This is a genomic window from Nonomuraea glycinis, assembly GCF_014646515.1.
Taxonomy (GTDB): domain Bacteria; phylum Actinomycetota; class Actinomycetes; order Streptosporangiales; family Streptosporangiaceae; genus Nonomuraea; species Nonomuraea glycinis.
In genome coordinates this window covers 1-24,942 of record NZ_BMNK01000030.1, presented here as the reverse complement: position 1 = coordinate 24,942, position 24,942 = coordinate 1, and the positions used below count along the sequence as shown (strand labels likewise).

General features: G+C 64.6%; 22 protein-coding genes. 10 read left to right on the top strand and 12 right to left on the bottom strand.

The genetic code is table 11. From position 1 onward, the window contains the following. Positions 1-7: 7 nt before the first annotated feature. Entirely contained in the window at positions 8-1,888 is a 1,881-nt protein-coding gene (locus tag IEY87_RS44720) for a DNA/RNA helicase domain-containing protein (RefSeq protein ID WP_189144999.1), read from the bottom strand. Positions 1,889-2,305: 417 nt separating this feature from the next. On the opposite strand from IEY87_RS44720, the gene IEY87_RS44710 reads away from it, so the two are divergent. The 5 genes from IEY87_RS44710 to IEY87_RS44690 all read left to right on the top strand — a co-directional run bounded on the left by IEY87_RS44710 (position 2,306) and on the right by IEY87_RS44690 (position 9,349). Next, positions 2,306-3,471 (top strand): IS3 family transposase gene (locus IEY87_RS44710; RefSeq protein ID WP_372462274.1). Its coding sequence is split into 2 segments (ribosomal slippage): positions 2,306-2,597 and positions 2,597-3,471, totalling 1,167 coding nucleotides; the frame shifts between segments, so codons are not numbered across the junction. A gap of 173 nt (positions 3,472-3,644) precedes the next feature. Further along, on the top strand, positions 3,645-5,330 hold the full coding sequence (locus IEY87_RS44705; RefSeq protein WP_225277827.1) for a DUF2075 domain-containing protein: 1,686 nt from the start codon (positions 3,645-3,647) through the stop codon (positions 5,328-5,330). Between the two features lie 608 nt (positions 5,331-5,938). Beyond that, entirely contained in the window at positions 5,939-6,682 is a 744-nt protein-coding gene (locus IEY87_RS44700; RefSeq protein WP_189144997.1) for a CBS domain-containing protein, read from the top strand. Between the two features lie 61 nt (positions 6,683-6,743). After that, positions 6,744-8,618, top strand: a complete 1,875-nt coding sequence (locus tag IEY87_RS44695) for a DNA/RNA helicase domain-containing protein (RefSeq protein ID WP_189144996.1) — start codon at positions 6,744-6,746, stop codon at positions 8,616-8,618. A 71-nt stretch (positions 8,619-8,689) separates the two neighbouring features. Next, positions 8,690-9,349 (top strand): HAD family hydrolase, encoded by a 660-nt coding sequence (locus IEY87_RS44690; protein ID WP_189144995.1) that lies wholly within the window; start codon positions 8,690-8,692, stop codon positions 9,347-9,349. Between the two features lie 34 nt (positions 9,350-9,383). Here IEY87_RS44690 and IEY87_RS46485 read toward each other — a convergent pair whose 3' ends face one another. Continuing rightward, positions 9,384-10,979: a restriction endonuclease gene (locus tag IEY87_RS46485; protein WP_225277826.1), complete on the bottom strand. Its 1,596-nt coding sequence runs from the start codon at positions 10,977-10,979 to the stop codon at positions 9,384-9,386. A 309-nt stretch (positions 10,980-11,288) separates the two neighbouring features. Between IEY87_RS46485 and IEY87_RS44680 the strand changes: the two genes are divergently transcribed. Together IEY87_RS44680 and IEY87_RS44675 are read left to right on the top strand one after the other, a co-directional pair. Next, positions 11,289-11,591 carry a hypothetical protein gene (locus IEY87_RS44680; RefSeq protein ID WP_189144994.1) on the top strand — a complete coding sequence of 101 codons (303 nt, stop codon included), beginning with the start codon at positions 11,289-11,291 and terminating at the stop codon, positions 11,589-11,591. Further along, positions 11,591-13,627 (top strand): hypothetical protein, encoded by a 2,037-nt coding sequence (locus tag IEY87_RS44675; protein WP_189144993.1) that lies wholly within the window; start codon positions 11,591-11,593, stop codon positions 13,625-13,627. The genes IEY87_RS44680 and IEY87_RS44675 overlap by 1 nt, the downstream gene beginning before the upstream one ends. A 1,596-nt stretch (positions 13,628-15,223) precedes the next feature. Here IEY87_RS44675 and IEY87_RS44670 read toward each other — a convergent pair. The 8 genes from IEY87_RS44670 to IEY87_RS44635 all read right to left on the bottom strand — a co-directional run bounded on the left by IEY87_RS44670 (position 15,224) and on the right by IEY87_RS44635 (position 21,252). Continuing rightward, complete coding sequence (locus IEY87_RS44670) at positions 15,224-16,588, bottom strand: tyrosine-type recombinase/integrase (protein ID WP_189144992.1); 1,365 nt, start codon at positions 16,586-16,588, stop codon at positions 15,224-15,226. Further along, a complete protein-coding gene (locus tag IEY87_RS44665) occupies positions 16,585-16,776 on the bottom strand; it encodes a helix-turn-helix transcriptional regulator (RefSeq protein WP_189144991.1) in 192 nt (63 codons plus the stop codon). The genes IEY87_RS44670 and IEY87_RS44665 overlap by 4 nt, the downstream gene beginning before the upstream one ends. Beyond that, on the bottom strand, positions 16,773-18,104 hold the full coding sequence (locus tag IEY87_RS44660; RefSeq protein ID WP_189145016.1) for a replication initiator: 1,332 nt from the start codon (positions 18,102-18,104) through the stop codon (positions 16,773-16,775). Before IEY87_RS44660 ends, IEY87_RS44665 begins: the two co-directional genes overlap by 4 nt. Before the next feature lie 249 nt (positions 18,105-18,353). After that, on the bottom strand, positions 18,354-18,515 hold the full coding sequence (locus IEY87_RS44655; protein WP_189144990.1) for a hypothetical protein: 162 nt from the start codon (positions 18,513-18,515) through the stop codon (positions 18,354-18,356). A 2-nt stretch (positions 18,516-18,517) separates the two neighbouring features. Further along, the gene (locus tag IEY87_RS44650) at positions 18,518-18,847 is read right to left on the bottom strand and encodes a hypothetical protein (RefSeq protein ID WP_189144989.1); all 330 of its coding nucleotides are present in this window, start codon (positions 18,845-18,847) and stop codon (positions 18,518-18,520) included. Between the two features lie 14 nt (positions 18,848-18,861). Next, positions 18,862-19,578, bottom strand: a complete 717-nt coding sequence (locus tag IEY87_RS44645; RefSeq protein WP_189144988.1) for a DUF2637 domain-containing protein — start codon at positions 19,576-19,578, stop codon at positions 18,862-18,864. Positions 19,579-19,601: 23 nt separating this feature from the next. Further along, positions 19,602-20,930 (bottom strand): FtsK/SpoIIIE domain-containing protein, encoded by a 1,329-nt coding sequence (locus tag IEY87_RS44640; protein WP_189144987.1) that lies wholly within the window; start codon positions 20,928-20,930, stop codon positions 19,602-19,604. After that, positions 20,923-21,252 (bottom strand): SCO3933 family regulatory protein, encoded by a 330-nt coding sequence (locus tag IEY87_RS44635; RefSeq protein ID WP_189144986.1) that lies wholly within the window; start codon positions 21,250-21,252, stop codon positions 20,923-20,925. Before IEY87_RS44635 ends, IEY87_RS44640 begins: the two co-directional genes overlap by 8 nt. Positions 21,253-21,403: 151 nt before the next feature. Here IEY87_RS44635 and IEY87_RS44630 point away from each other — a divergent pair, with 151 nt between their 5' ends. Beyond that, positions 21,404-21,775 (top strand): winged helix-turn-helix domain-containing protein, encoded by a 372-nt coding sequence (locus tag IEY87_RS44630; protein ID WP_189144985.1) that lies wholly within the window; start codon positions 21,404-21,406, stop codon positions 21,773-21,775. A 224-nt stretch (positions 21,776-21,999) separates the two neighbouring features. On the opposite strand, the gene IEY87_RS46480 is transcribed toward IEY87_RS44630, so the two are convergent. Continuing rightward, entirely contained in the window at positions 22,000-22,137 is a 138-nt protein-coding gene (locus IEY87_RS46480; RefSeq protein ID WP_225277825.1) for a hypothetical protein, read from the bottom strand. A 180-nt stretch (positions 22,138-22,317) separates the two neighbouring features. Between IEY87_RS46480 and IEY87_RS44625 the strand changes: the two genes are divergently transcribed. Together IEY87_RS44625 and IEY87_RS44620 are read left to right on the top strand one after the other, a co-directional pair. Continuing rightward, a complete protein-coding gene (locus tag IEY87_RS44625) occupies positions 22,318-23,049 on the top strand; it encodes a P-loop nucleotide/nucleoside kinase family protein (protein ID WP_225277824.1) in 732 nt (243 codons plus the stop codon). Next, entirely contained in the window at positions 23,046-23,612 is a 567-nt protein-coding gene (locus tag IEY87_RS44620) for a nucleoside/nucleotide kinase family protein (protein ID WP_189144983.1), read from the top strand. The genes IEY87_RS44625 and IEY87_RS44620 overlap by 4 nt, the downstream gene beginning before the upstream one ends. A 670-nt stretch (positions 23,613-24,282) precedes the next feature. Here the strand turns inward: IEY87_RS44620 and IEY87_RS44615 are convergent. Beyond that, on the bottom strand, positions 24,283-24,576 hold the full coding sequence (locus IEY87_RS44615) for a hypothetical protein (protein WP_189144982.1): 294 nt from the start codon (positions 24,574-24,576) through the stop codon (positions 24,283-24,285). Between the last annotated feature and the right edge of the window lie 366 nt (positions 24,577-24,942).

The following is a 24,942-nucleotide window of genomic DNA, read 5'->3' as shown; positions in this document are numbered from 1 at the left end:
GCTTGCTTCAGGCTCCTGGCAGAAGAGTGCGCAGGAAACGCTGTGTATATGGATCCGTCGAATACAGGCGCGTACCCTTCGTCCCACGTGTGGCAAGCACGCGGTACGTGTTGAGCGCGTAGAAGAGATATTTCTCGGGCATTAGATGGTTGACTTCTCTGTCGTGACTCTTACTTGGCCGCGCCATCCAGCCCGAAGGAGTCCGTACGAGGTCTTCGCCAATAATGACCGCCCCGTAGTCGTACTCGAATCCTTGCGCCGTGTAGATACATCCTACTTGCCGATGTCCTCCTGTGTCGGTTGCCCAATAAGGACGTCCTGGAATTTCAGCCTCATCACCAATGACTTCACCTGCACGCGAGTTCCAGGGCAGCTTCCATGTCTGCTCGTTTCCCCCGCTGTCGCCCCAGGTTATAGCCACTTCCGGCAATAGCGGTGGCTTTGTTGGCGAGTTCCATGGCCAGCAGAACCCTGCTGCGATCCGGGCGCTGCTCCCACGCGCGATGTGAGCGTTCGTCCAGGTCTCGAGGTCTAGCGGAGACTCAGCCAAGGTCAGATCATAATCTTCACCCAGCCACAGGGAGGGTGAGCCTTCTTGGGCGAACAGGTCGTCGATCCAGCGCAGGTATGCTTGGGAACCAGCGCAGCGGAATTGGGCAGTTAGATCGATGTGAGTGAACGCCTGGTTCAGGTGCTCAGCTATACGGCGCAACTCCTCAAGAGTTGTGCCCTCGCTCGGACGGATGATCTGCCGCTCGTCCAGAAAAAGAACTATCGCCCCAGTTCTTTCAGCGAGCCGCAGCAGTATGTCCGAAAATTCTGTTGCTCGTCGCTTCGTGGCGGTATGCAGACGATGCGCCTCGTCGATCAGCACGATGCTGCTCTCCGACAATCCGCCCGGTATCCCTTTGGCGATGTTGGTGATCAACCCTCTGGCGGTGGCTCCGACCGCTCGACTGAGTTGCTTGGTCAACGCTCCCGAGGGAGTCAGTAGGCGGGGATTCGCGCCATCACGCAGGCAGAGGTCCCCGAGGACGCGGGCCGCGATGGCAGTCTTGCCGGTGCCGGGGCCTCCCGTCACGACGATCACGTGTCCCGACCGGCCGTGCTCGACAGCTACCGCGGCATCGCGAATATGCAGACGAGCCTTGTCCTGATCACCGATCAGAGTGAAACCGCCGACTCCCTTGATGGCGTCGGCGACGCGGGAGAGCAGCTTCGGAGAGGGCAAGTGCTGCGTTTCGACGAAACGCTCCACGAGCACCGTCGAAGGGGGCTCAAGGCCGCCGCAAACCATCTGGTCGGCGCACAGTCTGGCTGGGGCTTCGGGTTCCAGATCGGTCTGCCCGAGGATCGGATAGGCCGAGCTGGGACCGCGCGCAACTAGCTCACGTAACCATTCGACGAACGATGGACCGGCGTTGTGCATGATGACAACGCCTCTGACCTCCATGTCGATGGATTCGGCTACCCAGTTGGTGAGGTAGTGCACGTAACTGCCGACCTGACGCGCCGGATGCTCCTCAACTCTTCCACCAACGTCGAGCAGTAGCGCATCGCCAGCGTGCCGTTCCGCCTGCTCCCATTGCTTGAGCTCCACCACGACCGCCACTAATTTGGCGTCGTCGACTCGCTGACCTAGCACCACAGCGTCAGCTCGTTGTCCGGTCCCCGGCAGCGGATACTCCAACATGATGCGCAGGCCGCCGAGGCCTGCCGCGGTGAGCGCCTTCAACAGCGCCGGCCAGCTTCGCCGCCAACTCCCCTGCTCTGACGGCCCAGGGGCAACGCCATAGGCGTCAGTGAACCGACGGACACACTCGGCATGGAACTGCGGATTCCGTAGCTGCGCAGCGGCTTGAGCGATGGTCCCATCGAACAGATACATGTAGTGATTTATAAGGGATAAGATCCATTATTCAGACATCGCCCGACCGGCAGGGATATGCCGCTCGATGGATCGCCCGAGTTCACGCCCAGACGCGGGAGGCGGGCAAAGCGCGGGAGCACCACGCCATCTGTCCGTGTTCTGTTGCGGCTCCCTCATGCCGGTGCCGCCGCTACTCTTTGGGCGACCACGCGATGCGGCCCGACGGGCTTCCGCACTCGTACGGCTCCGGCCGGAGCGGATATGCCCCCACCCGCACGAGTTCTCTCGTGCTGCCCTGGGGGATGTCTGTGACGGCGCTGCGGCTTTCTGTCGATAACGTACTCGCCTCTCCCAGCGAGACCGCCCTTGAGCTTCCCCCTGTTCTCCGGACACTTGCCCTGAAGTCACCCTTGATCATCAGGAAGGATGTCCTTCATGCCCTCACCTCACCCGCCAGAGTTCCGGCGCCGCGCGGTCGAGCTCGCGCGCCAAGGTGACAAACCGCTCCTCCAACTCGCCCAGGACCTGGGCGTCAGCCGGTCGTGCCTGCAGAACTGGCTGCGACAGGCCGACGCCGACGAAAACGCCGGCACCGGCGATCGGCTGACCAGCGCGGAGAAGAAGGAACTCGCCGAGCTGCGGCGCCGCAATAAACAGCTGGAGATGGAGAACGACATTCTCAAGCGGGCGGCGGCGTACTTCGCCCGGGAGAACGTCCTCCCAAAGTAATCTACTCGCTGGTCCGCGAACTCGCCGACGACCACATTCCGGTCGCGGTGGCCTGCCGGGTACTCCAGGTGTCGACTTCGGGATATTACGAATGGCTCGGCCGGCCTGAGCCGCTGCGTGAACTGCGCAACAAAGAACTCACCAAAATGATCCGTCAGATACATGCCGACTCGCGCGGCAGTTATGGCTCGCCGCGGGTGCACGCCGAGCTCACGCTCGGCCTGGGCGAGGAGGTCAACCGCAAGCGCGTGGAACGGCTCATGCGTGTCGCCGGCCTGCAGGGTGTCTATCGGCGCAAGGGCCGCCGTAACCTGGTCAATCAGGCCACCGAGGAAGATCTGGTGCAGCGCCGCTTCGATGTCGAGGCGCCCGATCGACTCTGGCTGACCGACATCACCGAGCATCCCACCGGCGAGGGGAAGACGTATTGCGCCACCGTCATGGACGCCTATTCACGACGTGTCATCGGCTGGTCCATCGACGCACGTCAAGATACAGATCTCGTGGTGAATGCGTTAGCGATGGCGGTGGCCCGGCGGAAGCCGGACGCCCACTCGACCATTCTTCATTCCGATCACGGTACGCAATATACGTCTTGGGCCTTTGGCAAGCGCCTGCGAGACGCGGACCTGCTCGGCTCCATGGGCACGGTAGGTGATTGCTACGATAATGCGATGATGGAGTCGTTCTGGGGAACGATGCAGCTCGAACTTCTCGATGCCAAAATCTGGAAAACCCGAGAAGAACTGGCCAACGCCATCTTTGAATGGATCGAATGCTGGTACAATCCATACCGACGACATTCCAGCATTGGAATGCACAGCCCTGTTACGTTCGAGGCCCTCTACAGGCCGTCAGACACCGCTGAGTGACCTCACCTCAGGTGTCCGTGCTACAGGGGGAAGCTCACCTGGCGGAAACCATCGCCGAACACGTGCGAACCGTCACAGGGCGTCGTTCCTCCGCCTCCGAAGTCAGGTCTTGGCAGCGCAGTCTGCCGGCCCTCGCTCGTGACCTGGCTGACGCAGGTTTGCACAGGGTCGAGATGCTCGTGGAGTACAAGCTCCCTCTGACCAGCAAACGTGCGGACGTGGTGCTTGCCGGCATCCATCCGCGGACTGGCGAGGATTCCTACGTCGTGATCGAACTCAAGCAGTGGAGCAGGGCCGAGCCCTCTGAAGCGGGCGAGCATCTCGTGATCGTTGATGGCATGCCCGGCGGCGAAGCGCTGCATCCTGCCGAACAGGTCCGTCGATACTGCGAGTACATGCGGGACTTTCTAGGAGCGCTCAGCAGCAATCCGGATACCGTCTATGGCGCGGCATACCTGCATAACGCCATGGACCTGGACGTGGACGGCCTGTCAGATCAGGTCCGCGACGAACGCAGCAGGCTCTTCACCAAGCAGCGACGCGGCGAGTTTCTGCGTTACCTGAGTGAACGACTGTCGGACAAGCCAGGAGCTGAGGCGGCCGATCGACTCCTCAGCAGCGCCGTTGCGCCGAGCAAGCAGCTCATGACGTACGCATCCAAAGAGATCCGCGAACGCGAACAGTTCACTCTTCTGGACGAGCAGCAAGTCGCGTACGAGACGGTCATGGGCGCCGTCGACAGCGCCCGGCGCGCGGACTTCAAGCAAGTCGTCATCGTCACCGGAGGTCCCGGCAGCGGCAAGAGCGTCATCGCTCTGTCACTTCTCGGCGAGCTTTTCCGGCAGGGCAGATCGGCGCTGCACGCCACCGGCTCCCAGGCTTTCACTCAGACCATGCGGCGCTACCCTGGCCGAGGCAGTACCCGGATCAAGAACCTTTTCCACTACTTCAACAGCTTCACTGACGCCGAACAGAACGGCCTCGACGTCCTCATCTGCGACGAAGCTCACCGCATCCGCGAAACCTCTACCAGCCGCTTCACTCCTGCCGCCAAACGCACTGGACGTAGCCAGCTCGACGAGTTGCTGTCTACGGCTCGGGTACCGGTGTTCCTGCTCGATGAGCATCAGGTCGTCCGCCCTGGGGAACTCGGCACCGTCGAGGGCATCGAGCACTATGCCCGTACGAAGGGCTACGACGTGCGGCGAGTCTCCCTCAACGAGCAATTTCGCTGCGGCGGCAGCCGCAAGTACGAGCAGTGGGTTCGCCATCTGCTCGGGCTGGCCCCTGGCGGCCCCATGGCATGGGATGGGGACGAGGACTTCGAGGTACGACTCGCCGACTCACCACAGGAGCTCGAAGCGGATCTCGCGGCCCAAGATGGCACCGCCCGCATGACCGCCGGCTTCTGTTGGCCATGGAGCGACCCCCTGCCCAACGACACTCTGGTCAGCGATGTCGTCATCGATGACTGGGCGCGGCCGTGGAACACCAAAAAGGATCGCGCCGTCGGAAACTACCCGCCGAGCATGCTGTGGGCGAGTGATCCGAACGGTTTTGGGCAGGTCGGGTGCGTCTATACGGCCCAAGGGTTCGAGTACGACTGGAACGGCGTCATCCTGGGCCCCGATCTGACTGTCCATGACGGTCGACTTGTTACCGTTCGCAGCGAGAACAGGGATCCTGCCTTCAAGAGTCGTAAGTCGGTCCCCGACAGCGACTTCGACCAGCTGGTGCGCAACGTGTACAAGGTCCTGCTCACGCGAGGCATGCGAGGCACGGTGATCTATGCGGTTGATCCTGAGCTGCGGGATCACCTGGCCGGCTTGCTGCCCGCAGCAATATCTCGAACGTCTTGATCAGTCATAGTATGCAGAAGGGAGGAGTGACATTTGTACTGACGCACACCTGCGAACAAATGCTTCCTTCGTCTCAATGGAGTTCGGGTATTGGACGTAAGTCGCAGCAGGAGTCTTTATTGAGATGCGCGGACTAGCACGCTGTAGCGGCACACCTACACCCCTACTTATACGACGAGGCATCGACCCCCAGGCACCGTCATACCCGCTCGCTTGACGCGCAGCGACTATCCGGTGGGCGTGCCGGCGGCTGCAAGGGCGAAGGACGAACTCGGCACTTAAGTGCTGGCCGGAGAGCATCCTCCGCTCGGACGCCTACAGCACATCCTCCCTCTGATCTGCAGAGATGCTCCATAGAGCGCGCCCCTCCCACGGCAGTATCAGCCGATATGTCCAAGTAGTTCGCTCTCATCGTGCTCGCCCTATACACATCAATGGTGCGGACTGTCGCCTTGGCGCGCTATCGTCTCAACATCAGACGGCCCGACGGGCATCCGCCGCATAGCGGTCCAGGACAGCCCCTACCCGTAGGAGTAGCCCATGCTGCCCAAACGCATGGTCGCCTTCGCGCGCCCCTGCACGCACGTCCTTTGGCCCTGGGGCCACTGATGACACACGACGGCAGCATCGTGCTGCGCGTTGCAGACCTCCCCTCCGCTCGCCCGGGCCGACTCATCAGCCTGTCGACGACCGACAGCCTGGCTCGAGCTGAGACTCTCCTGACTCTTCACGGTGTAGGTCAGCTGCCTGTCCTGACCGATGCTTTGGCATTGATCGGTGTCGTGACACTGGAGTCCATTGCCATCGCCCGGCTCTGCAGTCGCGAACAGATCCTGAAGCGCGCTATCCGTCCTGCTAAGACAGTTGACCTCGACGCCGAGGTGCAGGAGATCCTGCCGTTGCTCGAACGCCACGAGTTCGCATTCGTTGAGGACGATCAGTCACGTATCAACGGCATCGTTACCCTCCGCGATGCCATAACCGCGCTTGATCGCTTCAGCGCTCCCCATCGGCTGCTTGGGGAGATCGAGCGCCGGCTTCGGCGCATCATCGACGTGGCCTTCCCAACCGTTATCGAGCTCCAGGAGGCAGCCAGTAAGCCGTCTCTTAGCTCTGTGAACGAGTTGAGCCTGGGAAACATCGAGTATCTGCTTCGCCGGCCAGACTGCTGGGCGCGTCTCGGTTGGCGCATCGATCAGGCGGCGTTTGTGGAGGAAGTCGCTGGTGTGCGTCGGATACGGAACCGATTCGCCCATCATCACGGGTCGATATTGACGGCTCCGGCCGAAGAAGAGGTCGAGCAGCTCACCGGATTTCTCAGCTGGCTCAGAAAGTTGGACACAGGATGTTGAAGGTGACCACCCACTCAACCGAGAAGGGGCAGACACACCTTCGAGGGCAGAGGCAGCGTCAATGGTGATGAGAACGACGGCTGAAAGCCTGCTGGCCTCTCCGCTCGAAACCACCCTGATAGAAGCGATCGCTGAGAACGTAAGAGCATCCACTGGACGCCGTCCTTCTCCCTCCGAGGTCAAGTCCTGGCAGCGCAGCTTGCCGGTTCTCGCACACGACCTGCTCGATGCCGGGTTGGGCAGAGTGGAAATGCTCGTGGAGTACAAGCTTCCACTGACCAGCCGGCGGGCCGACGTAGTCCTCGCAGGCGTACATCCACGGACCGGCGAGGACTCGTACGTCGTCGTCGAGCTCAAGCAGTGGAGCCGTGCCGAGCCGTCCGAATCAGGCGAGCATCTGGTCATCGTGGACGGCATGCCGGGTGGCGAGATGTTGCATCCCGCCGAGCAGGTTCGCCGGTACTGCGAGTACATGTGCGACTTCCTCGGCGTGCTCAGCGGCAAGCCGAACGCCGTGTACGGAGCCGCGTACCTCCACAACGCGATGGACCTGGACATCGACGGCCTGTCGGAGTTGGTGCGCGACGAGCGCAGCCGCCTGTTCACCAAACAACGGCGCGGAGAGTTTCTCCGCTATCTGAGCGAGCGACTGTCGGACAAGCCGGGCGCGGACGCCGCGGATCGGCTCCTGTCCAGCCCAGTCGCGCCAAGCAAGCAGCTGATGGCCTACGCCTCGAAAGAGATCCGCGAGCGCGAGCAGTTCACGTTGCTGGATGAGCAGCAGGTCGCGTACGAGTTGGTCATGGGCGCCGTCGACAGAGCTCGACGAGCGGACTTCAAGCAGGTCGTCGTCGTCACCGGGGGGCCGGGGAGCGGCAAGAGCGTCATCGCTCTGTCACTTCTCGGCGAGCTTTACCGGCAGGGCCGGTCTGCGCTGCACGCCACCGGCTCGCAGTCGTTCACTCAGACCATGCGGCGCTACCCCGGTCGCGGCAGCACGCGGATCAAGAACCTCTTCAAGTACTTCAACAGCTTCACCGACGCCGAGCAGAACGGCATGGACGTGCTGATCTGCGACGAAGCTCATCGCATCCGCGAGACTTCCACCAACCGCTTCACCCCGGCGGCCAAGAGGACGGGCCGCAGCCAGCTCGACGAGTTGCTGTCCACGGCTCGTGTTCCGGTTTTCCTCCTCGATCAGCACCAAGTGGTGCGACCAGGGGAACTCGGCACCGTGGCCGGGATCGAGGACTATGCCCGGACCAAGGGCTATGACGTGCGGTTCGTATCGCTCGACGAGCAGTTCCGCTGCGGCGGCAGCAGGAAGTACGAACAGTGGGTTCTCCGCCTGCTCGGCCTGGCCGACGGCGGGCCGATGGAGTGGGACGGAGACGATGCCTTCGAGGTGCAGCTTGCCGACTCGCCACAAGAGCTTGAGGCGTTCCTGAGCGCCAAACCTGGCACCGCCCGCATGACCGCAGGCTACTGCTGGCCTTGGAGCGAACCGCGTTCCGATGACACCCTCGTCGATGACGTGGTCATCGGCGACTGGGCGCGGCCATGGAACGTCAAGAAGGATCGCGCCGTCGGCGACTACCCGCCCAGCATGCTGTGGGCCAGCGAGCCCAACGGATTCGGACAGGTCGGGTGCGTCTACACCGCCCAGGGGTTCGAGTACGACTGGAACGGCGTCATTCTGGGCCCCGACCTGACCGTCCAGGACGGGCAACTGGTTACTGTCCGCAGCGAGAACAAGGACCCCGCCTTCAAGAGCCGAAAGTCAGTCTCCGACAGCGACTTCGACCAGCTTGTCCGCAATGTGTACAAGGTTCTGCTCACGAGAGGTATGCGGGGGACGGTCATCTATGCGGTCAATCCGGCCCTGCGGGAGTATCTTGCCAATTTGATGCGCGTACCACGGGTTCAAAGGGACTAGACCGAAGTCAGCAGCGAAGCCCCTTGGGCCGGCTCTGTTGTCGGCGAGCACCTCACGTCTAGGGTGGCCACGTGCAGCGCCTCGCCCTCTTCGACCTCGACAGGACCCTTGTCGACCTCGACACCGCGTACCTGCATTGGGCGAAGGAGTTCGCCGAGCAGTGGCGGCTCGGCACGAATGGCGTCGCGTGGCTCGCTTCCCTGGATCGCGACACGCATCCACATCGAGAGGCGTTCTTCGGACAGATACGCGAGCACTTCGCACTGCCTGAGGATGTCGGCGAGCTGTGGGCCGCCTACCGTAAGCGCATCCCGAATCTCGTACGGTGTTACCCAGGTGTGCCCGAAGCCTTGGCCGAGCTGCGCGCCGCGGGATGGCGAGTCGGGATCGTCACGAACGGCATGGCCGACAACCAGCTCGGCAAGCTCCAGCGGACCGGCTTGGCCGATGCGGTGGACGGATACGCCGTATCGGGGGTCGAAGGCGTCCGCAAGCCGGAGAGCCGGCTCTTCCACATCGCCGCTGAGCGGTGTGGAGTCGACCTTGCCGAGGGCGGCTGGATGGTGGGCGACAACCTCATCGCAGATATCCAAGGTGCCCAGGGCGCCGGCCTACGTGCGATCTGGATCAACCGAGGCACGTGGTCAGGCCACGAGCACCAAGCCGACCACGTTGTCAGCAACGTCCTCCAAAGCATCACCATCATGCGCGGGGCTCAGATGCAGGAGTAGCGGCGCCGTATCCGCTACTCCTGCAGAGCTGCGCTCAGGCGTCGGGCCCTGGGCGGCCAGACTGCGTATTGTCGGAGGCTCTCGCATTGCGAGGGGGTGTTGTCCCCGGAATGACATCGATGTTCAAGTACTGCTTGATGAGGTGCTTGAGCTCGGCGCCGTTGATCAAGGTGATCCTGTTCCGTTGGGCGAACTGCTCGCTGGCCCGCCCGAACCATGAGGTGGTGACCAGGACACCCGTAGTGGCGTTGTGGTCCGCCATGACGCCGGTGAGCGCGTGGACCGCGTCCAGCCCGACAAGCCCCGCCCACCGCTTCGCCTGGATGAGACAGACTCCGCCGAAGAAGAGGTTGTTGCTCGTGGCCACCGCGTCCACGCCGCCGTCCTTGGACGGGATGGTTGTCCAGGCTTCCGCCCCCATGGCGATGAACAGCTCTCTGACGAGATGTTCGAACTCCGTGGGAGTCAGCTTCAGGAGATCGCGACGTGAATCCAGCCCTGCGACGACATCCATGTCCGCAGAGAAACGGAAACGCTTGAGGTCGAAGGCGATGAACGGCTCAATCGCCTCCAGGTCATATGGGTTCGGAGAGACCAAGGCATTGAGCCGCTTCAAGCACGCCACCGGATTGACATCGGCGAGGACGAACTCCTCGAAGGCCACCCGTTCGGCCTGGACGCTCAGCAGGTGGGGGCGCACCTTCTTGCCCGTCGCCTGATCTATGGTGTTGAGGCGCCCGTTGAACACGATCGCCTCGATGATGCTGCCGGGAGTGGCGGCGAAGATCTCATGGAGCGTGCGCAGCGCGACGCATGCGAGAAGCTTGGCATATCTCTGCTTGACCTCGGTCTGCGGTCTGGGCACCGGGTCTATGTCGTCCCGCGCCTTGACGTACTTGTAGCCGCGAACATCCGGGATGGCGCTCTGCGGAGGAAGTTCGAACTCAACGACAAGATCATGGTTCTCGGGCCGGTACGCGACCTGGTATAGGCGAGGGAAGTCCTTCGGGTAGACCGATCCGTCCAAGACTTTGGCGGCGAACCATTCCACGGCTTCTGGCTGACCATTGTCGAACTCGGTGCGTAGCTGGTCCAACTGGGCGTTGTCGGCTGCCGCCTTATCCATGGCGGCAGCGATTTGCCGATCATAGGCAGCCCGAGCGGCGTCAAGCTCACGGAGGCGCTTCTCCTCACGCTTCCGATGCTGAGCTACCTCGTTGTCGAACCGCCCGCGTGCCTCCTGGAGGCTTCGTTCATATCGGCTCTGACCACCGAAGATCTTGCTGAGACCGGAGGGCGTAGGCGGAGCGAACTGTCCCCAGTCTGGAGGCCGTTCAGCGACGCCCATGCGCCCGGGGTCGAACGGCTGCGTAGAAGGGACAGCCTTCATCTGGTCGAAGGCCAGGGGACGCACACGGAGCACGCTGACCAATATCTGATCAATCTCCTCGATGCGTTTCGCTACCTTCGCAGTCTTTTGCTCAGCTGCCGCCTGTTGCTTCTCCAGATGCCGGCGCTGACGTTCGCGCTCATTCTCCTTCGCCAGTCTGGCCGCCTCGCGTGCTCGCCGTTCAGCTTCTCTACGTTGAGCCGCCTGACGCCTTTCCCACTCGCTACGACCACCCGCCACGCAATCAGCCCTTCGTACTCCCCGTATGCAATCCCGACTCATCGATGCCATCGACTGAAAGACACCGACCGTTACCTGCAGTCCAGCGTAGATCAGCAGAGGGTATCCGTCAGGCTTCTACTCAAGGTCGCTTTGGAGCCTGCGAGCCGCACTTGCCGCCCAAGTCACAAGTGATCAACTAATCACGTCATTCCGCTCGATTGTCGCGTCAATACCAGTTCGGCAAATCCCCTCGACGCGCCAACCCGTGCCCCTTATGGTCACATTGATCCCAGGGATAGCCGTCTCAAAGATCCGAAGGATCCGAGGATGATGGCGACGCAGGAACAGATCGAGGCCGCTCGACGGATGATCGAGCAATTACGTGACCAGCACGCCAACGACGTGCGCAAACTCGTCGGCCTGCTCGAAAGCGGCGCGATGAAGGGCAGGGCCGCGGACCGGCTCATCGAGGACTGCAAGGCATGGGACCTGGCGTATAGAAGCGTTTTCCAGCGGGCACTCGCGCTGGTCGACTCCACTTCCGCGAGCCCTGAACCGGCGAAGCCAATGGATTCGTTGGGCCAGTGGCCAGGGCGGTCACCGATCTTCCCGCCCGGGGAGTCACGCTGATGAGCTCACCTCCGAACCAGATTGGCATCGATCCCTCCCTGATGACGCAGTTGATCGGCGAGATCAAGCGCCTGCAGCAGGCATGGACGGCCGCGGATGCCCAGCTCGGCAGGGCACTGAGTTCGATCGGCACGAGCATGGCCGGCCCGGGATTACTGAGGGATATCGGCTTCCAGATCGCCCAGGAGGTTCCCGACCTACAGCGTCGCCTGGATCTCATCGTCGCCACGCAGAAGATCGGTCTCGACAAGGGCGTGATCTGGGCAGATGAGACGCTCTGGGCCTCGTACTCACCGGCGAGCGGCGCGGCAGCGGCCAAGTCAGTTGCCGACCAGCTTCGAAAGGCGGGGAAGAATGCGGCCAGCGTCGACGGACGGCCTGCCCTCTCCCGTCAGACCCTCGACCTGCTGGAGAACCACCAGCGCGATCCCTACTTCGCCGTCGCTTTCGCCAAGGAGGTACCGCCCAAGGAGCTCAAAGCACTCCTAGGAGATCTCTACTTCTCGGAGCGGCGTTCTCTCGAAGACATCTGGAAGAAGCCACCCTCCTCGGACGTGGACCGCTTAGCGATGGCTCTGAGCGTGACGCTCGGCACGGCCTCGCGAGGAGTCGGGGACATGAAGCTCCCCAAGAGCTACGCGGATGAACTGATCGCAAGAGACGGCGATGTGGCGAGTGGCCGCGTTGTCGACCAACTCCTGAGGTACGGCAGCTTCGATGACGCCTTCCTCCTCGACGTAGCCAACAAGGTCTTCGACAACGCTTCCAAGCCGCAAACCGAGCAACAGGACATCGTGGGGTTCGGGCCGGGGTTGGCCGCCGCCTTGGCGAACAACGCCAGAGTGGCCCAGGATTTCTTCACCGACCCTGCACGGAAGCCGCTGGCCTTCTTGATGAGGGAGAACTACTGGGCCAGCGGCAGTCGGGAACTCGGCAGAGCCATCGAGGCGGCGTCGACGACGTTCCGCGACAACGGTCAGCCTCCAGGCACTTCGAGAGGGTACAAGTCAGCTCTGATCGCATCCTGGGCCGTCCACTTCTGGGCCGATCCCAAGGCGCAAGCGGCGCTTCCTGACACTCGACAGAGCGCTGCTCGTGTTTTCACCGCCTACATGAGCGATGTGAACCGGATCTCCCGCGAGACCGGTGAAGCCCCCGGCGTCACTCCCCTTTCAGACACAGACCCGGTGCTGCCAGGCAAACAACCGTACGGAGCCCTGTTCGGCTACGAAACTGCGAAGAGCGCCACGACTTGGGCGTTCAAGGACACCCAAGCCCTCAAGACCGTCATGGAAGGCCACGGGAAGTACAGCGCGATGGTTCTCGACGCCCAGGCGGCGCAGATTGTGAAGGCCAATGAAGCGATCTTCGACAAGTGGCGCAGCAGCCACCCCGACGCGACCAAGGCCGAGATCGAGGCTCAACGCCAGAAGATCCTTGTAGACAGCATGGCAGGCGCCACAGGGGAAAATTTCAAGGCCAGGGTGCAAGACCTGGGTAAGTCACTCAAATTCGTCGTCGACGCGGGCAATCTCTCCGAGATCAACGCTGCGGACGCCAGGGACAAGACGCGTGAAGCGTTGAAGGATGCGGCGACCAGCACGCTGAAGCTCGTACTGACGCCTGCGGGTGATTGGGTCGTGGGCGGATACGAGTTTGTGGAGAGCAACGTCAGCGACAAGGTCAAGTTCGAGGACGGGAAGAAGGCCCGGGACGAGGCCGAGACCACCCTCTTCACGAGCAAGAACATGTTCAAAGACCTGACCGCTGATGCCCTGATGCGGCACGGGCTTTTTGGGGGAAGCACGGCATCCACGCATCCGCACGCGTCTGAAAACTATGCGAAGAACACGCCGCAAGACTTCATCAAAGACGGCGACATCCTGCCCCGAAGCGCAATGACCTCACTGCAGGAGTATGCGTATCACGAGTGGCTGAAATTCTCGCCTGCCTCGGGTATCTTCCGTGATGTCGGCAATGCCGTAGAGGAAGGATTCCGGCCACAGCCGCCCCCATACCCCGAGGCAGACGAATGAGGGCACGCGCACCGATCTTCCTACTGGCTGCGACGCTCGGCATCATCACCGCATGCTCGCCACCGCCCCCTCCACGAGATCAACGCCCTCTGGGGGTTGTCACCGCATCCCCGGGCGAATGCGGCCTGATCTCGGGCCAGGCCATCTCCCGGGCGACCGGCCTCGACGACTTCTACGCCAGCGGAACGAGAACGGTATCCCACTTCTCTCACTGCATCGTGTCCAAGTCAGCAGACATGCAGGAACCGGTGCGATTGTCGTTTGAGCTGCACGACCCTTTGCAGTTCTCCCTGGATGGCTTGGAACGCAGAAGAGTCGCCGACAAGGGCACCGCCCTACCTGCGGAAATCGGCCCGGGATACAGTGCGCTCTTGAGACGTGAGGACGGTGAGCCTGCCGGCGCTTACGTCTCAGCCTGGACGGCCGATGGCACCAAAATGCTATCCATCAGACTCTATCTAGGAGCGTCCGGCAGAGATCACCGGGCGGACGTCATCGAGTTCGCCAGGCAATTGCGTCCCATTTTGCTAACCAGCAGATCCTGAGGCCGACGGCTATCGTTAGATCCGGTGACAAATTCGATTATTGATACCCGAGGGGGTCGATCCCAACGAACTCCCCCATGGCCCCCTCCCCGAGAGTGTGGCTACAAGGGAGGAGTCAAGCACACCAGCCCATACCGGTAAACGTCTCACACATCCCTATAAACAACCGGAATTACGCCGACTGCGGCAGTGATCGTGTTCGAAGCGGGCATAGCAACCCATCTACGCCACGCGCGGCCATGGATCGCTGGCTTCGATAACTAACCGTAAATCTGATGACATGCCTGGTTGCGTACGCGAAAAGCAGGTCGAGAAGGCGGGAAGAGCTCGTCGCATTTCGCGGCGATCACCGAGACGGACCCCTTCTTGATGCTGGCTTTGGGAGCTTTGGTCTTTCTTCCCTTGTCCACGGGCGTCGCGATCGTCCTACGCGACTCCATAGGGACGCGCTGAATCCGGTGACGTGGAAGGGCCGAGCCCTTTGCTCGGTCACCCTTCCTGCTCTTCCACGCTTCAGGGCTTGGGGTCGATGTGGTCGAGGGCGATGCGCTCAGTGTGGTCTTGGGCTGCGGCAGCGAAGGGAGCCCGACAGCACGCCCCGACGTGCTCAGATCGGGCGCCGGCCCTGTGGCGGTTCCCGACCCTCGGGAGACGCTCTCGGCGCCCCAGGCACTCGACCAGATGCCCAGGGCTGCGCAGGCCAAGAAGCCGGCGACGATCGCCGCTCGGGTGTGGAGATCTCCATCTCGTAGCGGTGGCTTCTTTGGCGGCGTCGGGGCCGCGTACCGTCGCCCGAAGCCCTTGGACTCGTTGAGGAGCTTGGCGCCTCTCCGGCGCGGCAGGCCGTACGGCGGTCGGTACAACGGGCGGAGGCCTCGGGCCGAAGGAGTGAGGCGGTCGTGTTCATCGTGCATAGGGCCTCCCTAATCACTACCCGTACTTTCAGAGTGGCGTAGCGTGGCGCCATCCAGTGGGAACCACTCGGCATGGCGAGCAGCGCGGAACGAAACGGCCCCGGTCTGGCCGGGGCCGAAGGTGGATGGAACGTGGGCTATGGGTTCAAGGCGTCGTTGATCTTGCCGTTGATCTGCTCTTGCTGGCCGTCCATGCATTTCGCGTAGACCCGCAGCAGTACATCCACACTGTGACCGGCTCGCTTGGCGACTTCGGGGGCCGGGACTCCCGCGTTCAGCCAGAGCGAGACAGCGGCGTGGCGGAGGTCGTACGGGCGAGCAGCCAGCGACGAGGCGACCTGAGCGGGCGTGAGGGCGAGCTTTCGGGCCTCCTGCCAGACGTAGGAGTACGCCGAGCTGGAGTAGGTCCCGCCGGTGCCGGTGCGGAAGATCCTGCCGTCCTTGGCGGTCCCGTACTCGGCGATATGCTCGCGGAGCATGGCGACCAGGGCAGGCGGGATCGGGATCTCTCGCGTCTCCTTGTCCGCACGGTGCTTCAAGCTGCGTGACTCGTGGGTCTCCCCGGAGTTGGTCCAGCGCTTCGTGCCCTGGGGGCGTGCCCTCTCCAGGATGATCAGGCCCCAGCCCGTCTCGGGCAGGGTGCTGTTCTTCACCCGCAGGTCGGCCGCTTCCTCCGGTCGGAGGGCTGCGTAGTAGATGCAGGCGAACAGTGCCCTCAGCCGAGGACCGCGCTTGCGGCCCACCTTGGGTACGGCGTCGAGGAGTTGCCGTGCTTGAGCCGGGTTGACCACCGTGCGGGGATCGACGACCGTCACGGCCTTTGGTGCTGCCCACTTGATCTCGTTCAGCGGGTTGCTGCTGAACACCTTCTGCTCGACCGCATGCTCCAGCAGGTGATGGAGGATGGCGCGCTTACGGCGAACCGTGTTCGCTCCCGCCGGGGCACCGGCGAAGGTGACCGAGATGGCGTCGAGGGCCGTACGTACAACGTGGGCCTCTCCCAGAGCTGACAACGGGAGAGACGCTCTCTCCAGCCAGCTCAAAGCCGCGGCTTGTGCTGCGGTCAGGTTGGCACGCCGCTTCTCCGGAAGCAGCGCGTGCGTCCGGAGAACGTCCCGCAGGTCCTCGGCGGAGGGACGGCGCGGCGCGTCGGTCACCAGGGCGGGGATGAGGGTCAGGAGGGCGTACGCATCAGTCTCACGGGTCCGGGCGGCTGAGGTGTTCCAGCGCCGAAGGACGTACGCCTGAGCGAACTCCAGGAACGACGGCCCGGAAGACCGCGATTCGAGCATCGACACCGGCAGGCCAGTGACAACGTCGAACTCCTCCCCCGCCTTGGTCGCCTGCCGCAGGTCGGATATGAAGGCGTTGGCCAGGCCCTTGGTCCGGAAGCTCTTGGACCTCTCCTTGCCGGCCACCCGCCAGCGGGCGACGTAGGTGATCGCACCGCCGCTGGAACGCTGCTGGATCTGGGCGAGCTTCACGTCGTAAGTGGTGTTCACGCCGCCTCCCGTCGCGAGTCGAGCCAGGCCATGAGGTCGCTCCGCCAGACGCGGAGTTCGAGGTTGGGCAATTGGATGCAGACCGGCGCACGGCCGAGCTCGCGCCAGCGATAGAAGGTGCGGCGGGAGACGCCACCCAGCTCGTCGAGGACCTGAGGAACGGTCAGCAGTTCGTCACGCCTGCTCATCGAGCACCACCTCCCGCAGATGGGAGCCGGGTGCCGGTGATGGCGGCGACGAGGAGTTGGTCTCCGGCGGAGAGGCCTTGTCCGGCGTACTGCCAGTGGGCGATGACCAGGACGGTGTCTTCGTCGAAGAGCGGGAGGCGTCCGGTCGTGATCTCCTCGGCGCGCATGTGTTCTTCGCGGGCGGCGCGGAGGGCTCCGAGGGTGGTGGAGTAGCGGCGGCTTTTGGTGGAGAAGTGGCCGCGGAATCCGAGCATGTGGGCCCAGTGGGTGAGCCGGAGGTCGGCCAGGTCGTCGAGGGTGCCCAGGCGCATGCATGCGGCGATCAGGCGTCGGGCGTGCTCACGGATCGGGAGCGCGTCGAGGTCGTCGAGGGGCTGGATGCGCCGGTCCAGCGTGCCGACGCATTCGGCGGCTTTGGTGGCGTACTTGGCGATGTAGGCGGCGACGGCTTGCTCGGTGAGGTCGCCGGTCATGGTGATGCGGCGGACGTCGAGCTGGCTGCCCCACCGGAAGGTGCGGCTGAGCGGCTTGATCTCCGCTGTCACGGCCGATGCCGCGTGCTGAACGGCGTCGGCGAGGGCATCGGCCGTCGCCCAGGCCGGGGGCGGCGAGGTAGGGCCGTCCGGTCCGTCGAGGCGGATCACGGCGTGGAAGTGGACGACGCCGCGTCGCTGGTATTCGGCGACCTTGGCGAAGGAGATGACGGCCTGCTCGCGCAGGGCTTTGAGGATGAGGCCGGAGAGTTTGGCGAAGCGCCGGCGGAGGGCTTCGGTGAAGCGCCGCCACAGTTCCGGGCTGATGGCGTTGAACAGGACCGAGCCTTCGTAGTCGTAGCAGTCCGGGCACAGCGGTTCGCCCAGGCGTGGATCGTCGGCGCTGTGCCGGTCGGTGCAGGACATGACCTGGCCGTGCGGGCAGGTCTCGGCGTCGCGGCGCGGGTGGCAGGGCAGGGCCTTGCCGTTCTTCTCCCTGCGGGTGTGCACGGTGCCGAAGGACGGCGCGGTCAGGGTGACGAACAGGCACGGGTGCGCGCTGACCGTCTCCGGCACGCCCTTGCCGCCGATCAGGCCGGCGCGGATGAGTTGGTAGGTGTCGGCGCGGTAGGTCTCGGCGCAGGCGGGGCAGCGGGAGGCGCGGCGGGTCTTGCACGGCACGCGCAGGATGCCGTCGGGCTCTCGGTTGGTGGTGTAGCGGTGCAGGAGTTGGCCGGTGGCCTGGTCGTAGCGGTCGACTTTGCCGCGTAGGTGGATGGGCTGTCGGCATCCTCCGGCGCGTTTGATCTGTGCGGCCCAGCGGTCGTAGTCGGGGTGGTGGAGCCGGTCGATCATCCCGGCGACGGCGTGGGAGCGGGCAAGGCAGGGCAAGATGGGACCGTCCTATCCAGTCATCTGGTGTGGGATGGCCCCCGGCCTGGCACAGGTCTTGGCGGATGTGTGGCCAGGCGGGGGGCGCTACAGCGATTCAGGCGCCGTGGGTTTCGATGCCGGTGCCGGAGCAGTCGGCGCAGGTGTCGTTGTCGGTGAGACCGGTGCCGCTACAGGTGCAGCAGCGGTAGTAGGTGACGGTGTCGTCCATGCTCAGCGGTCCTTTCGCGGGGTGATGCGGACGTAGACGCGGTAGTTGCGGGGCCGGGAGCGGTCGGGGTAGGCCCGCGACATCGCGGTGACAGTGAAGACCTCGCGCAGGTGGGTCAGGCCGAGGGTGAGCTCGGCGCGGTTTCCTTCAAGGCGGATTCGCATGATCAGGTCTCCTTGACGGTGTCGGGTGTGACGCAGCCCCGGTAGCTGTCTTGGGCGGCGTACGTGGCGCGGGCGTCGGCGAGGATGGCCACGGCCCGGTATTCGACGGGGCCGAAGAGTCGCGAGGTGCCGTAGTGCCCGCCTCCGGCGTCGATGTCGCTGCCGAGCAGGGCGGCCAGGTGGTCGATCTGGGCGCGCATCTGATCGTCATCGGCGCGCGGGATGAAGTGGTGGACGGTGACCCCATGAGGGGCCGGCACCTCGTGGTTGGCCTGGAGGAAGACGGCCATCTGGATCAGTCCGTGGACGAGAGCGGTTCGGTCGTCGGTCATAGGTGATCTCCCTTTCAGTGGGTGCGCATAGTGCTGAGCAGGGCGGCCGCAAGTTGGTTGGAGACGCCCAGGCGGGCGCGCAGCAGGTCGCGGGTGATGGGCTTGCCGTGGACGGCGTGGTGTTCGTCGGCGACACGGCGGGCGTAGTCGAGCAGCGTCGGGTCGGGCGCGGGACCGTCGTCCTGGTGGCCACCCCGGTGGTCGTCGTGGTGGACGGGGACGAGCGCGGGACGGTCCGCAGCCGGGACCGCTGGCGGGCCGGCTTGAGGACGGTCGGGGACGGACGGGGACGCCGCCGTCCAGGACGGGGACGTCTGCGAGACGTCCGGGGACGATTCGCTGGTGCGGGTGGCGGCGGCGCGGCGTTCGAGCATGGAGACGGCGACGAAGAAGGCGGCGGCCGGGGTGGCGGCGGTGATCCAGCCCCAGACGGTCGGGTCGGCCTGTTGCAGGTTGGCGGCCAGGGACAGGATGATGCCGCCGGTCAGGACGAGGACGGGCCACGACAGCGGGCCGCGCCTTGGTCGGCCGGTGTGTTTGTCGCGTTGGCGTTCGCGGGCGGCCATGACGCAGGTCAGGTCGATGCACACGGCCACGGCCCAAGCCATCCAGCCGTGCTGGCCGTGCTCGGTGGCGGTGTCGCGGATGTGGGTGAACGAGCCCGCGCCCGCGATGAGGGCCAGGACGAGGACCGGGCCGGTGTCGAGCAGCCAGGCGACCAAGCGGCGCATCAGCGTTCCTCCTTTCCGGTGGGTCAGGCGGTCTGGGAGTCGGGCTGTGGTTGTGCGGCCATCACGTCGGCCCAGGCCGGGGCTCGGTCGGCGTAGCTGCGGGCGGCATACTCGGCCGCGGCTTCGCTGACGTAGAAGGAGCGGGCCCGGTACCACTGACCGTCCTGGCCGGCCACGATCGCCACCCCCGGCGTCTCGGCGGCAATGGCACGGGCGGAGTCGAGCGCGGCCGGGTCGAGATCACCGAGCGTCATGGTCGCCGTCTCCGGGTCGTTGACCCGGTGGCAGATCCGGCCCGAGCACTGCGCCCGCAGCGCGGTCACCCCCGGCCCGAGGTCGGAGCCGATCCGCTGGCCGCAGCAGAACAGGTAGATGCCGAACGCCCGCCCGAGCTGGGCGACGCGCAGCAGCGCGGTGGAGGTTCTGGCGATCTCGTCCTTCTCGCTCTTGTCAGCCATCAGATACAGCTCGGCCAGCTCATCCACCAGGACCACGACCGGGACGGGCCGCAGGCCGGGCGGGAGTTGCCAGATGTTGCGCGCCGAGGCCATCCGGCACACGCCCATCCGGTCCGTCATCAGCGCCACCAGATCATCGAGCAGGCCGCCGCATTCGGCCCGGCTGGTGGCCAGCGCCGACAGACGCGGGCTGTACGGGGTGAACTCCACGCCGCCCTTGAGGTCGAAGCCCACCAAAGCGACCGGCTGCGGCGAGAGGCCGACAATCAAAGCGTTGGCGAGGTTGGACTTGCCGGATTGGGTGGCTCCGGCGTTCAGCCAGTGCGGGACGGTGCGGAAGTCGACGACCCAGGGCCTGCCGGTCTCCAACCGGCCCACGGTCACCTTGAGCAGTTCCGTCGACGGCGGTAGCTCGTCGACCGTGACGAGCGGGTCGCGAATGGTCGCGGCCAGGCGGACCCGTCCGGGCTTGTCAGAGGTGACCCGGACAGCGTGCACACCCCACGAATGCGCGAGCCGTTCGGCGGCGTCGGCGTAGTCGGCGGGGATCTGCCCTTCCAGGATGTGCAGGGTGACCCGCCAGCCGTGCCGGGTCGGCATCGGCAGCCACATCCACGGCTTGGTGTCCACAGCGATGCGCTGCCACTTGCGCTTGACGCGGACGACGCCGGTGGAGGCGACCAGGCCGGGCACGGTGGTGAACCAGAAACGCTGCCGCTTCTTGGTCAGCCCGCAGCCGAGCGCGACCTTGCGCCAGGTCGCCAGGACGGTGACGGCGGTGATCGGGTAGCCGAGCACCAGCCAGAAGGAGCGGTAGTGCCAGCGGCGCCAGGCCCACAGCCCGGCCGCCACAGCGGCCAGGACCCCGAGCGCGATGCTGTGCTGGTCAGGCATCGGTGGCCTCCCGCACGGGCAGGAGCGCGGTGGCGCGGTAGGAGATGCCCCACCGGCCGGCGATCTCCCACACGTAGCCGAGCAGGCCGACCGCGTTGACCGGGTCACCGGCCTTGATCGGCGGCTCACCGGTGATACCGATCTTGACGAGCTCGATCCGGCCGAACTCGTCCTCCACCGAGACCGTGACCTCGTAGACGGTGTTGCCGTTCTTGTCGGTCTTGATCTCACCGGTGTCCCGGTTCAGGACGCGCGGGCGCGGGGCCTTCACGCAGGTAATGGTGAGCTTGTTCGTGTCGACAGGGATGGGGACGGTGCGCATGGTTGGTTCCTTTGAGTAGTTGGAGCGTAACGCTATGCATACATAGAACGCTTAGAATCCTAAGTTGTCAAGGGCTTCCACGCAGACTTGGTTGGCATGTCGGGGTGGCTGTGCTCAACTGGAGGTGCACGCACCTCACGGAAGGCACGGGATGGTCGAGAAGTCCGGTCGGCCCGGCTACCTCCAGATAGCCGACGACCTACGCGCGCAGATCAGAACGGGCTCACTCTCGCCCGGCGCCGCGCTGCCCTCGACCGCCCAGCTCTGCCAGCGCTACGACGTCTCAGCCAGCGTGGTCAAGGCGGCCATCAGCGTCCTGCGTACCGAGAATCTGATCATCGGCCAGCAGGGCAAGGGAGTGTTCGTCCGCGAAGACGCGGCGGCGGCTCTCACAGCCGAGGAGCCGGCCTCATCCGAGGTCATGGACCAGCTCGCTCAGATGCGCAGCACTCTGGCGGTTCTCGGCGACCGGATCGCCGATCTGGAGAAGGCCGTGTTCCCAGAGCCGAAGCGATCTCGCTGACCCGGCAGGCCAACTCCTCCATGTCAGACCGAATGGCCTGAAGCTCACTTATTATCCGCTCATTTGTGGTCACTTCGGCACCCCTTTTCTGGCTGGTCGTTATCCCGGCGGGGATGCCGTTAGTTCACCGCGGATTCGCGCTGGTGAGTATCACAGAGCGTTAGCTAAGCTTCTTCACTGCTGCCTGCACGGCGGTTACACATGCGCTTACACATGCCCGCCCCTCAAAGTGCGCAAAGGATGCGATGAAGACAATTCACCGTCCCGGATGGCAGCCCCTGGTCCTGCGCCAGCACCGCGAAGCGCACGGCCTCACCCTCGAAGCCGCAGGTGACCAGCTCCGCCAGGTCGCCCACCGGCACGGCCTGACCGCACCAGCCGCCAATTTCCAGACACTCTGGTCACATGAACAGGGATCGGTATATCCCGGACCTCACTACCGGCGGGCCTATTGTCTCCTATATCAGGCAAATGAACCGGCCCTTGGTTTCCGCTCGCCGCTACCCGGCGAGATAACCGAGGTGGAAAACTCCATCTCGGATTTGCCCCCATCCACCGACCCCGCCACCGACAACGCCGCCGCCCAAGTCATTGAACAAACGCTCGTCAAGGTCTCCGGCGCTCCGTCCAACGCCGAGCAGAACGCCCTCCTCAACCGCGTCGTGGATGCCTGGCGACGCCGCCACGGCCAGGGCAGCCCCAAACCGATCCTGACGATCGTGGGCGGCTACGCCGGGTCGGGCAAGACGGAGTTCTCCCGGTTCCTGTCCGACATCACCGGCTGGGCGTTCCTGGACAAGGACTCGCTGACCCGCGCCATGGTCGAACGACTGCTCGTCTCCCTCGGCGGTGACCCGCATGACCGGCACACCGAGCTGTATCTGAGCGAGGTCCGGCCGCTGGAGTACCGGTGCCTGATGGAGACCGCGTTCGACAACCTCAAGGTCGGCACCTCGGCCATTTTGTCCGCGCCGTTCGTCGCCGAGCTGGTCGATCCCGATTGGGTGTCGCGGCTGACCAACCGGTGCGCGGCCAGGGGCATCGATGTAGCGGTGGTGTGGGTGCGCTGCGATCGGGAGTCCATGCGCGAGTACATCGAGTTTCGCGGGGCTCCCCGTGATGCGTGGAAGCTGAAGAACTGGGAGACGTACGTCAGCGGCCTGGACACCGACACTAGCCCGCAGACCGCGCACATCACCGTGGACAACCGCCTCGGCGCGGCGATCAGCCTCGCCGACCAGACCCGCCAGACGCTGAAACGGATCCTGACGTGACGGGCATCGTGCTGTACGGGCCACCGGCCAGCGGCAAGAGCACCGTGACCGCCGCACTGACCGCGCTGGATTCGCGCTTGGTGCTGCTGCGCAAGCTCAAGGCCGGCACCTGGCACGGCAGCGAGTACGAGTTCGTCGGCTTCGAGCGCCTGGCCGAACTGCGCGCGGCCGGGCGGCTGCTGGTCGAGACCTACCGCTACGGCAACGCCTACGCCGTCGACCGCCACCAGGTTCAGCAGATCACCGGCGCCGGGATGTTGCCCGTCGTGCACATGGGCAACATCCCCGACGTTCGGCGTCTGGTCGAGGCCGGGCCGTGGCTGCCGGTCATGCTGTGGGTGTCGCGCGAGACGTGCGAGCGACGTTCCCGGCGACGCGGGGACAGTGACACGGCTCAGCGGTTGCGGGCATGGGATGAGACTTTGGCCGATCTGCATGTCCATGGCGATGGGCTCTTCGCGCTCCGGCTGTACACCGATCAGGTATCGGCCGGTGAAGTGGCCCGGCAGATTGCCGGTACCTTCCAGGGCGTGCAGGTACGTCGCGTGAGCTACCACGCCTGACCGTGCAAGATCTTCTGCCATAGCTGTTGTGCCTCGCGGGAGGGCAGCCACGGGCTTTCGGTGATCGTTTTGTCGCTGGTGGTGCGCCGTACGAACGAGAGGCCGGCGGCCGTGCACAGCTCGTAGGTCGGAAAGCGGCAGCTACAGGTGTGGTCGCGCACCCGGATGCGGTCGGTGCGTGGCGCCGGCGGGCTCCACTCGACCAGTTGAGAGGGCTGGCGGGGGCCAGCGGCGTGGGTGCCGTGAAAGTCGCGTGCGCGTTTGGGTGGGGTCATGTCCATGAGCACCCGCGGTGCAGGGAGGGGAGCGCCGCTGTGGAGCGGGGCGTTGTGGTGTGTGTCCGTCCGGGCCGGGCTGGTGTGTCGTCACCGGGGAGCGCCGGTGTGGCTGGGTGCCGCATGATCGAGGTTGCGCCGCCTTTCTAGTCCTGCCTATCCGTCCCTGGGGGTTTCTGGGAGTGGCTGGGTGTCTTGGGGTTCCTGTCGTTGCGTCAGGGGGTTCGAGCCCGACGGGATCCGGCGCGGGATCGCCGCAGGCGAGTACCGCCCCCGGCATGCTGATCCCGGGAGAGCCTCGTCTGGCCGTCGGATTCGGCAGGTCCGGTCGTGTCCGCCGAGATCGCCCGGCAGGTGGCGGGGGCCTTCGTCGGGCACCGGGCCGGAGCGCTGGGTCAGCGCGCCTTGCCGTGCAGGATCCGCCACCACAGGTTCTCGCCGTCGCGGGCGGACAGTTGCGGGCTTTCCTCGACGACGGCGGGGGATTCGGCGGTGATGCGGCGGACGAACCACAGCCCGCCCGCCGTACACAGTTCGAAGATCGGGCTCTGGCAGACGCAGGTGTGCGCCCGGACCCGCACCCGGTCGACACGGAGGACAGGATGTTCCCACTCCAGCAGTTCGGCCTGGATGTGTGCGGCCGCCACGTGGAGGCCGCGGTAGTCGGTACGAGATCGTGGGCAGGTCATGCCATCACCGCCGTACGTTCGTGGTTACGGAGCAGGGCAACGAGAGGCGCCGCCCTGGCGAGCGGTCGCGGGCATCAGTGAGCGGCCTGTCGCGTCGCGTCCCGCAGGTGTCCCTCGCTGCGGTTCGCGCCCAGCGAGGCGACGGAAGCCCGGGTTCACGTCACTCGGCCACTCACCGATGCCATGCCTCCAAGCTAGCAATCCTGTAAGCCCCTGTCTATCCCATGAAGCTTCACGGAGCTCCGTGATCCGACCTGAAGGGGCATGAAATGCCCTTCTAGTCTCATAGCGTGGCCAGATACGTCGAGCACACGCGCACCTGGGAGTTCGATGAGGATCGCTCTCGATGGGAGCAGATCCTTGAAG

Excerpts from the sequence above, each read along its gene's own strand:
- IEY87_RS44705 (WP_225277827.1), top strand. The coding sequence starts at position 3,645 with ATGCTCGTGGAGTACAAGCTCCCTCTGACCAGCAAACGTGCGGACGTG.
- IEY87_RS44720 (WP_189144999.1), bottom strand. The coding sequence starts at position 1,888 with ATGTATCTGTTCGATGGGACCATCGCTCAAGCCGCTGCGCAGCTACGG.
- IEY87_RS44665 (WP_189144991.1), bottom strand. The coding sequence starts at position 16,776 with ATGAGCAGGCGTGACGAACTGCTGACCGTTCCTCAGGTCCTCGACGAG.
- IEY87_RS44635 (WP_189144986.1), bottom strand. The coding sequence starts at position 21,252 with ATGCGCACCGTCCCCATCCCTGTCGACACGAACAAGCTCACCATTACC.
- IEY87_RS44660 (WP_189145016.1), bottom strand. The coding sequence starts at position 18,104 with ATGATCGACCGGCTCCACCACCCCGACTACGACCGCTGGGCCGCACAG.
- IEY87_RS44650 (WP_189144989.1), bottom strand. The coding sequence starts at position 18,847 with ATGACCGACGACCGAACCGCTCTCGTCCACGGACTGATCCAGATGGCC.
- IEY87_RS44645 (WP_189144988.1), bottom strand. The coding sequence starts at position 19,578 with ATGCGCCGCTTGGTCGCCTGGCTGCTCGACACCGGCCCGGTCCTCGTC.
- IEY87_RS44680 (WP_189144994.1), top strand. The coding sequence starts at position 11,289 with ATGATGGCGACGCAGGAACAGATCGAGGCCGCTCGACGGATGATCGAG.
- IEY87_RS44615 (WP_189144982.1), bottom strand. The coding sequence starts at position 24,576 with ATGACCTGCCCACGATCTCGTACCGACTACCGCGGCCTCCACGTGGCG.
- IEY87_RS44630 (WP_189144985.1), top strand. The coding sequence starts at position 21,404 with ATGGTCGAGAAGTCCGGTCGGCCCGGCTACCTCCAGATAGCCGACGAC.
- IEY87_RS44655 (WP_189144990.1), bottom strand. The coding sequence starts at position 18,515 with ATGCGAATCCGCCTTGAAGGAAACCGCGCCGAGCTCACCCTCGGCCTG.
- IEY87_RS44640 (WP_189144987.1), bottom strand. The coding sequence starts at position 20,930 with ATGCCTGACCAGCACAGCATCGCGCTCGGGGTCCTGGCCGCTGTGGCG.
- IEY87_RS44675 (WP_189144993.1), top strand. The coding sequence starts at position 11,591 with ATGAGCTCACCTCCGAACCAGATTGGCATCGATCCCTCCCTGATGACG.
- IEY87_RS44695 (WP_189144996.1), top strand. The coding sequence starts at position 6,744 with ATGGTGATGAGAACGACGGCTGAAAGCCTGCTGGCCTCTCCGCTCGAA.
- IEY87_RS44700 (WP_189144997.1), top strand. The coding sequence starts at position 5,939 with ATGACACACGACGGCAGCATCGTGCTGCGCGTTGCAGACCTCCCCTCC.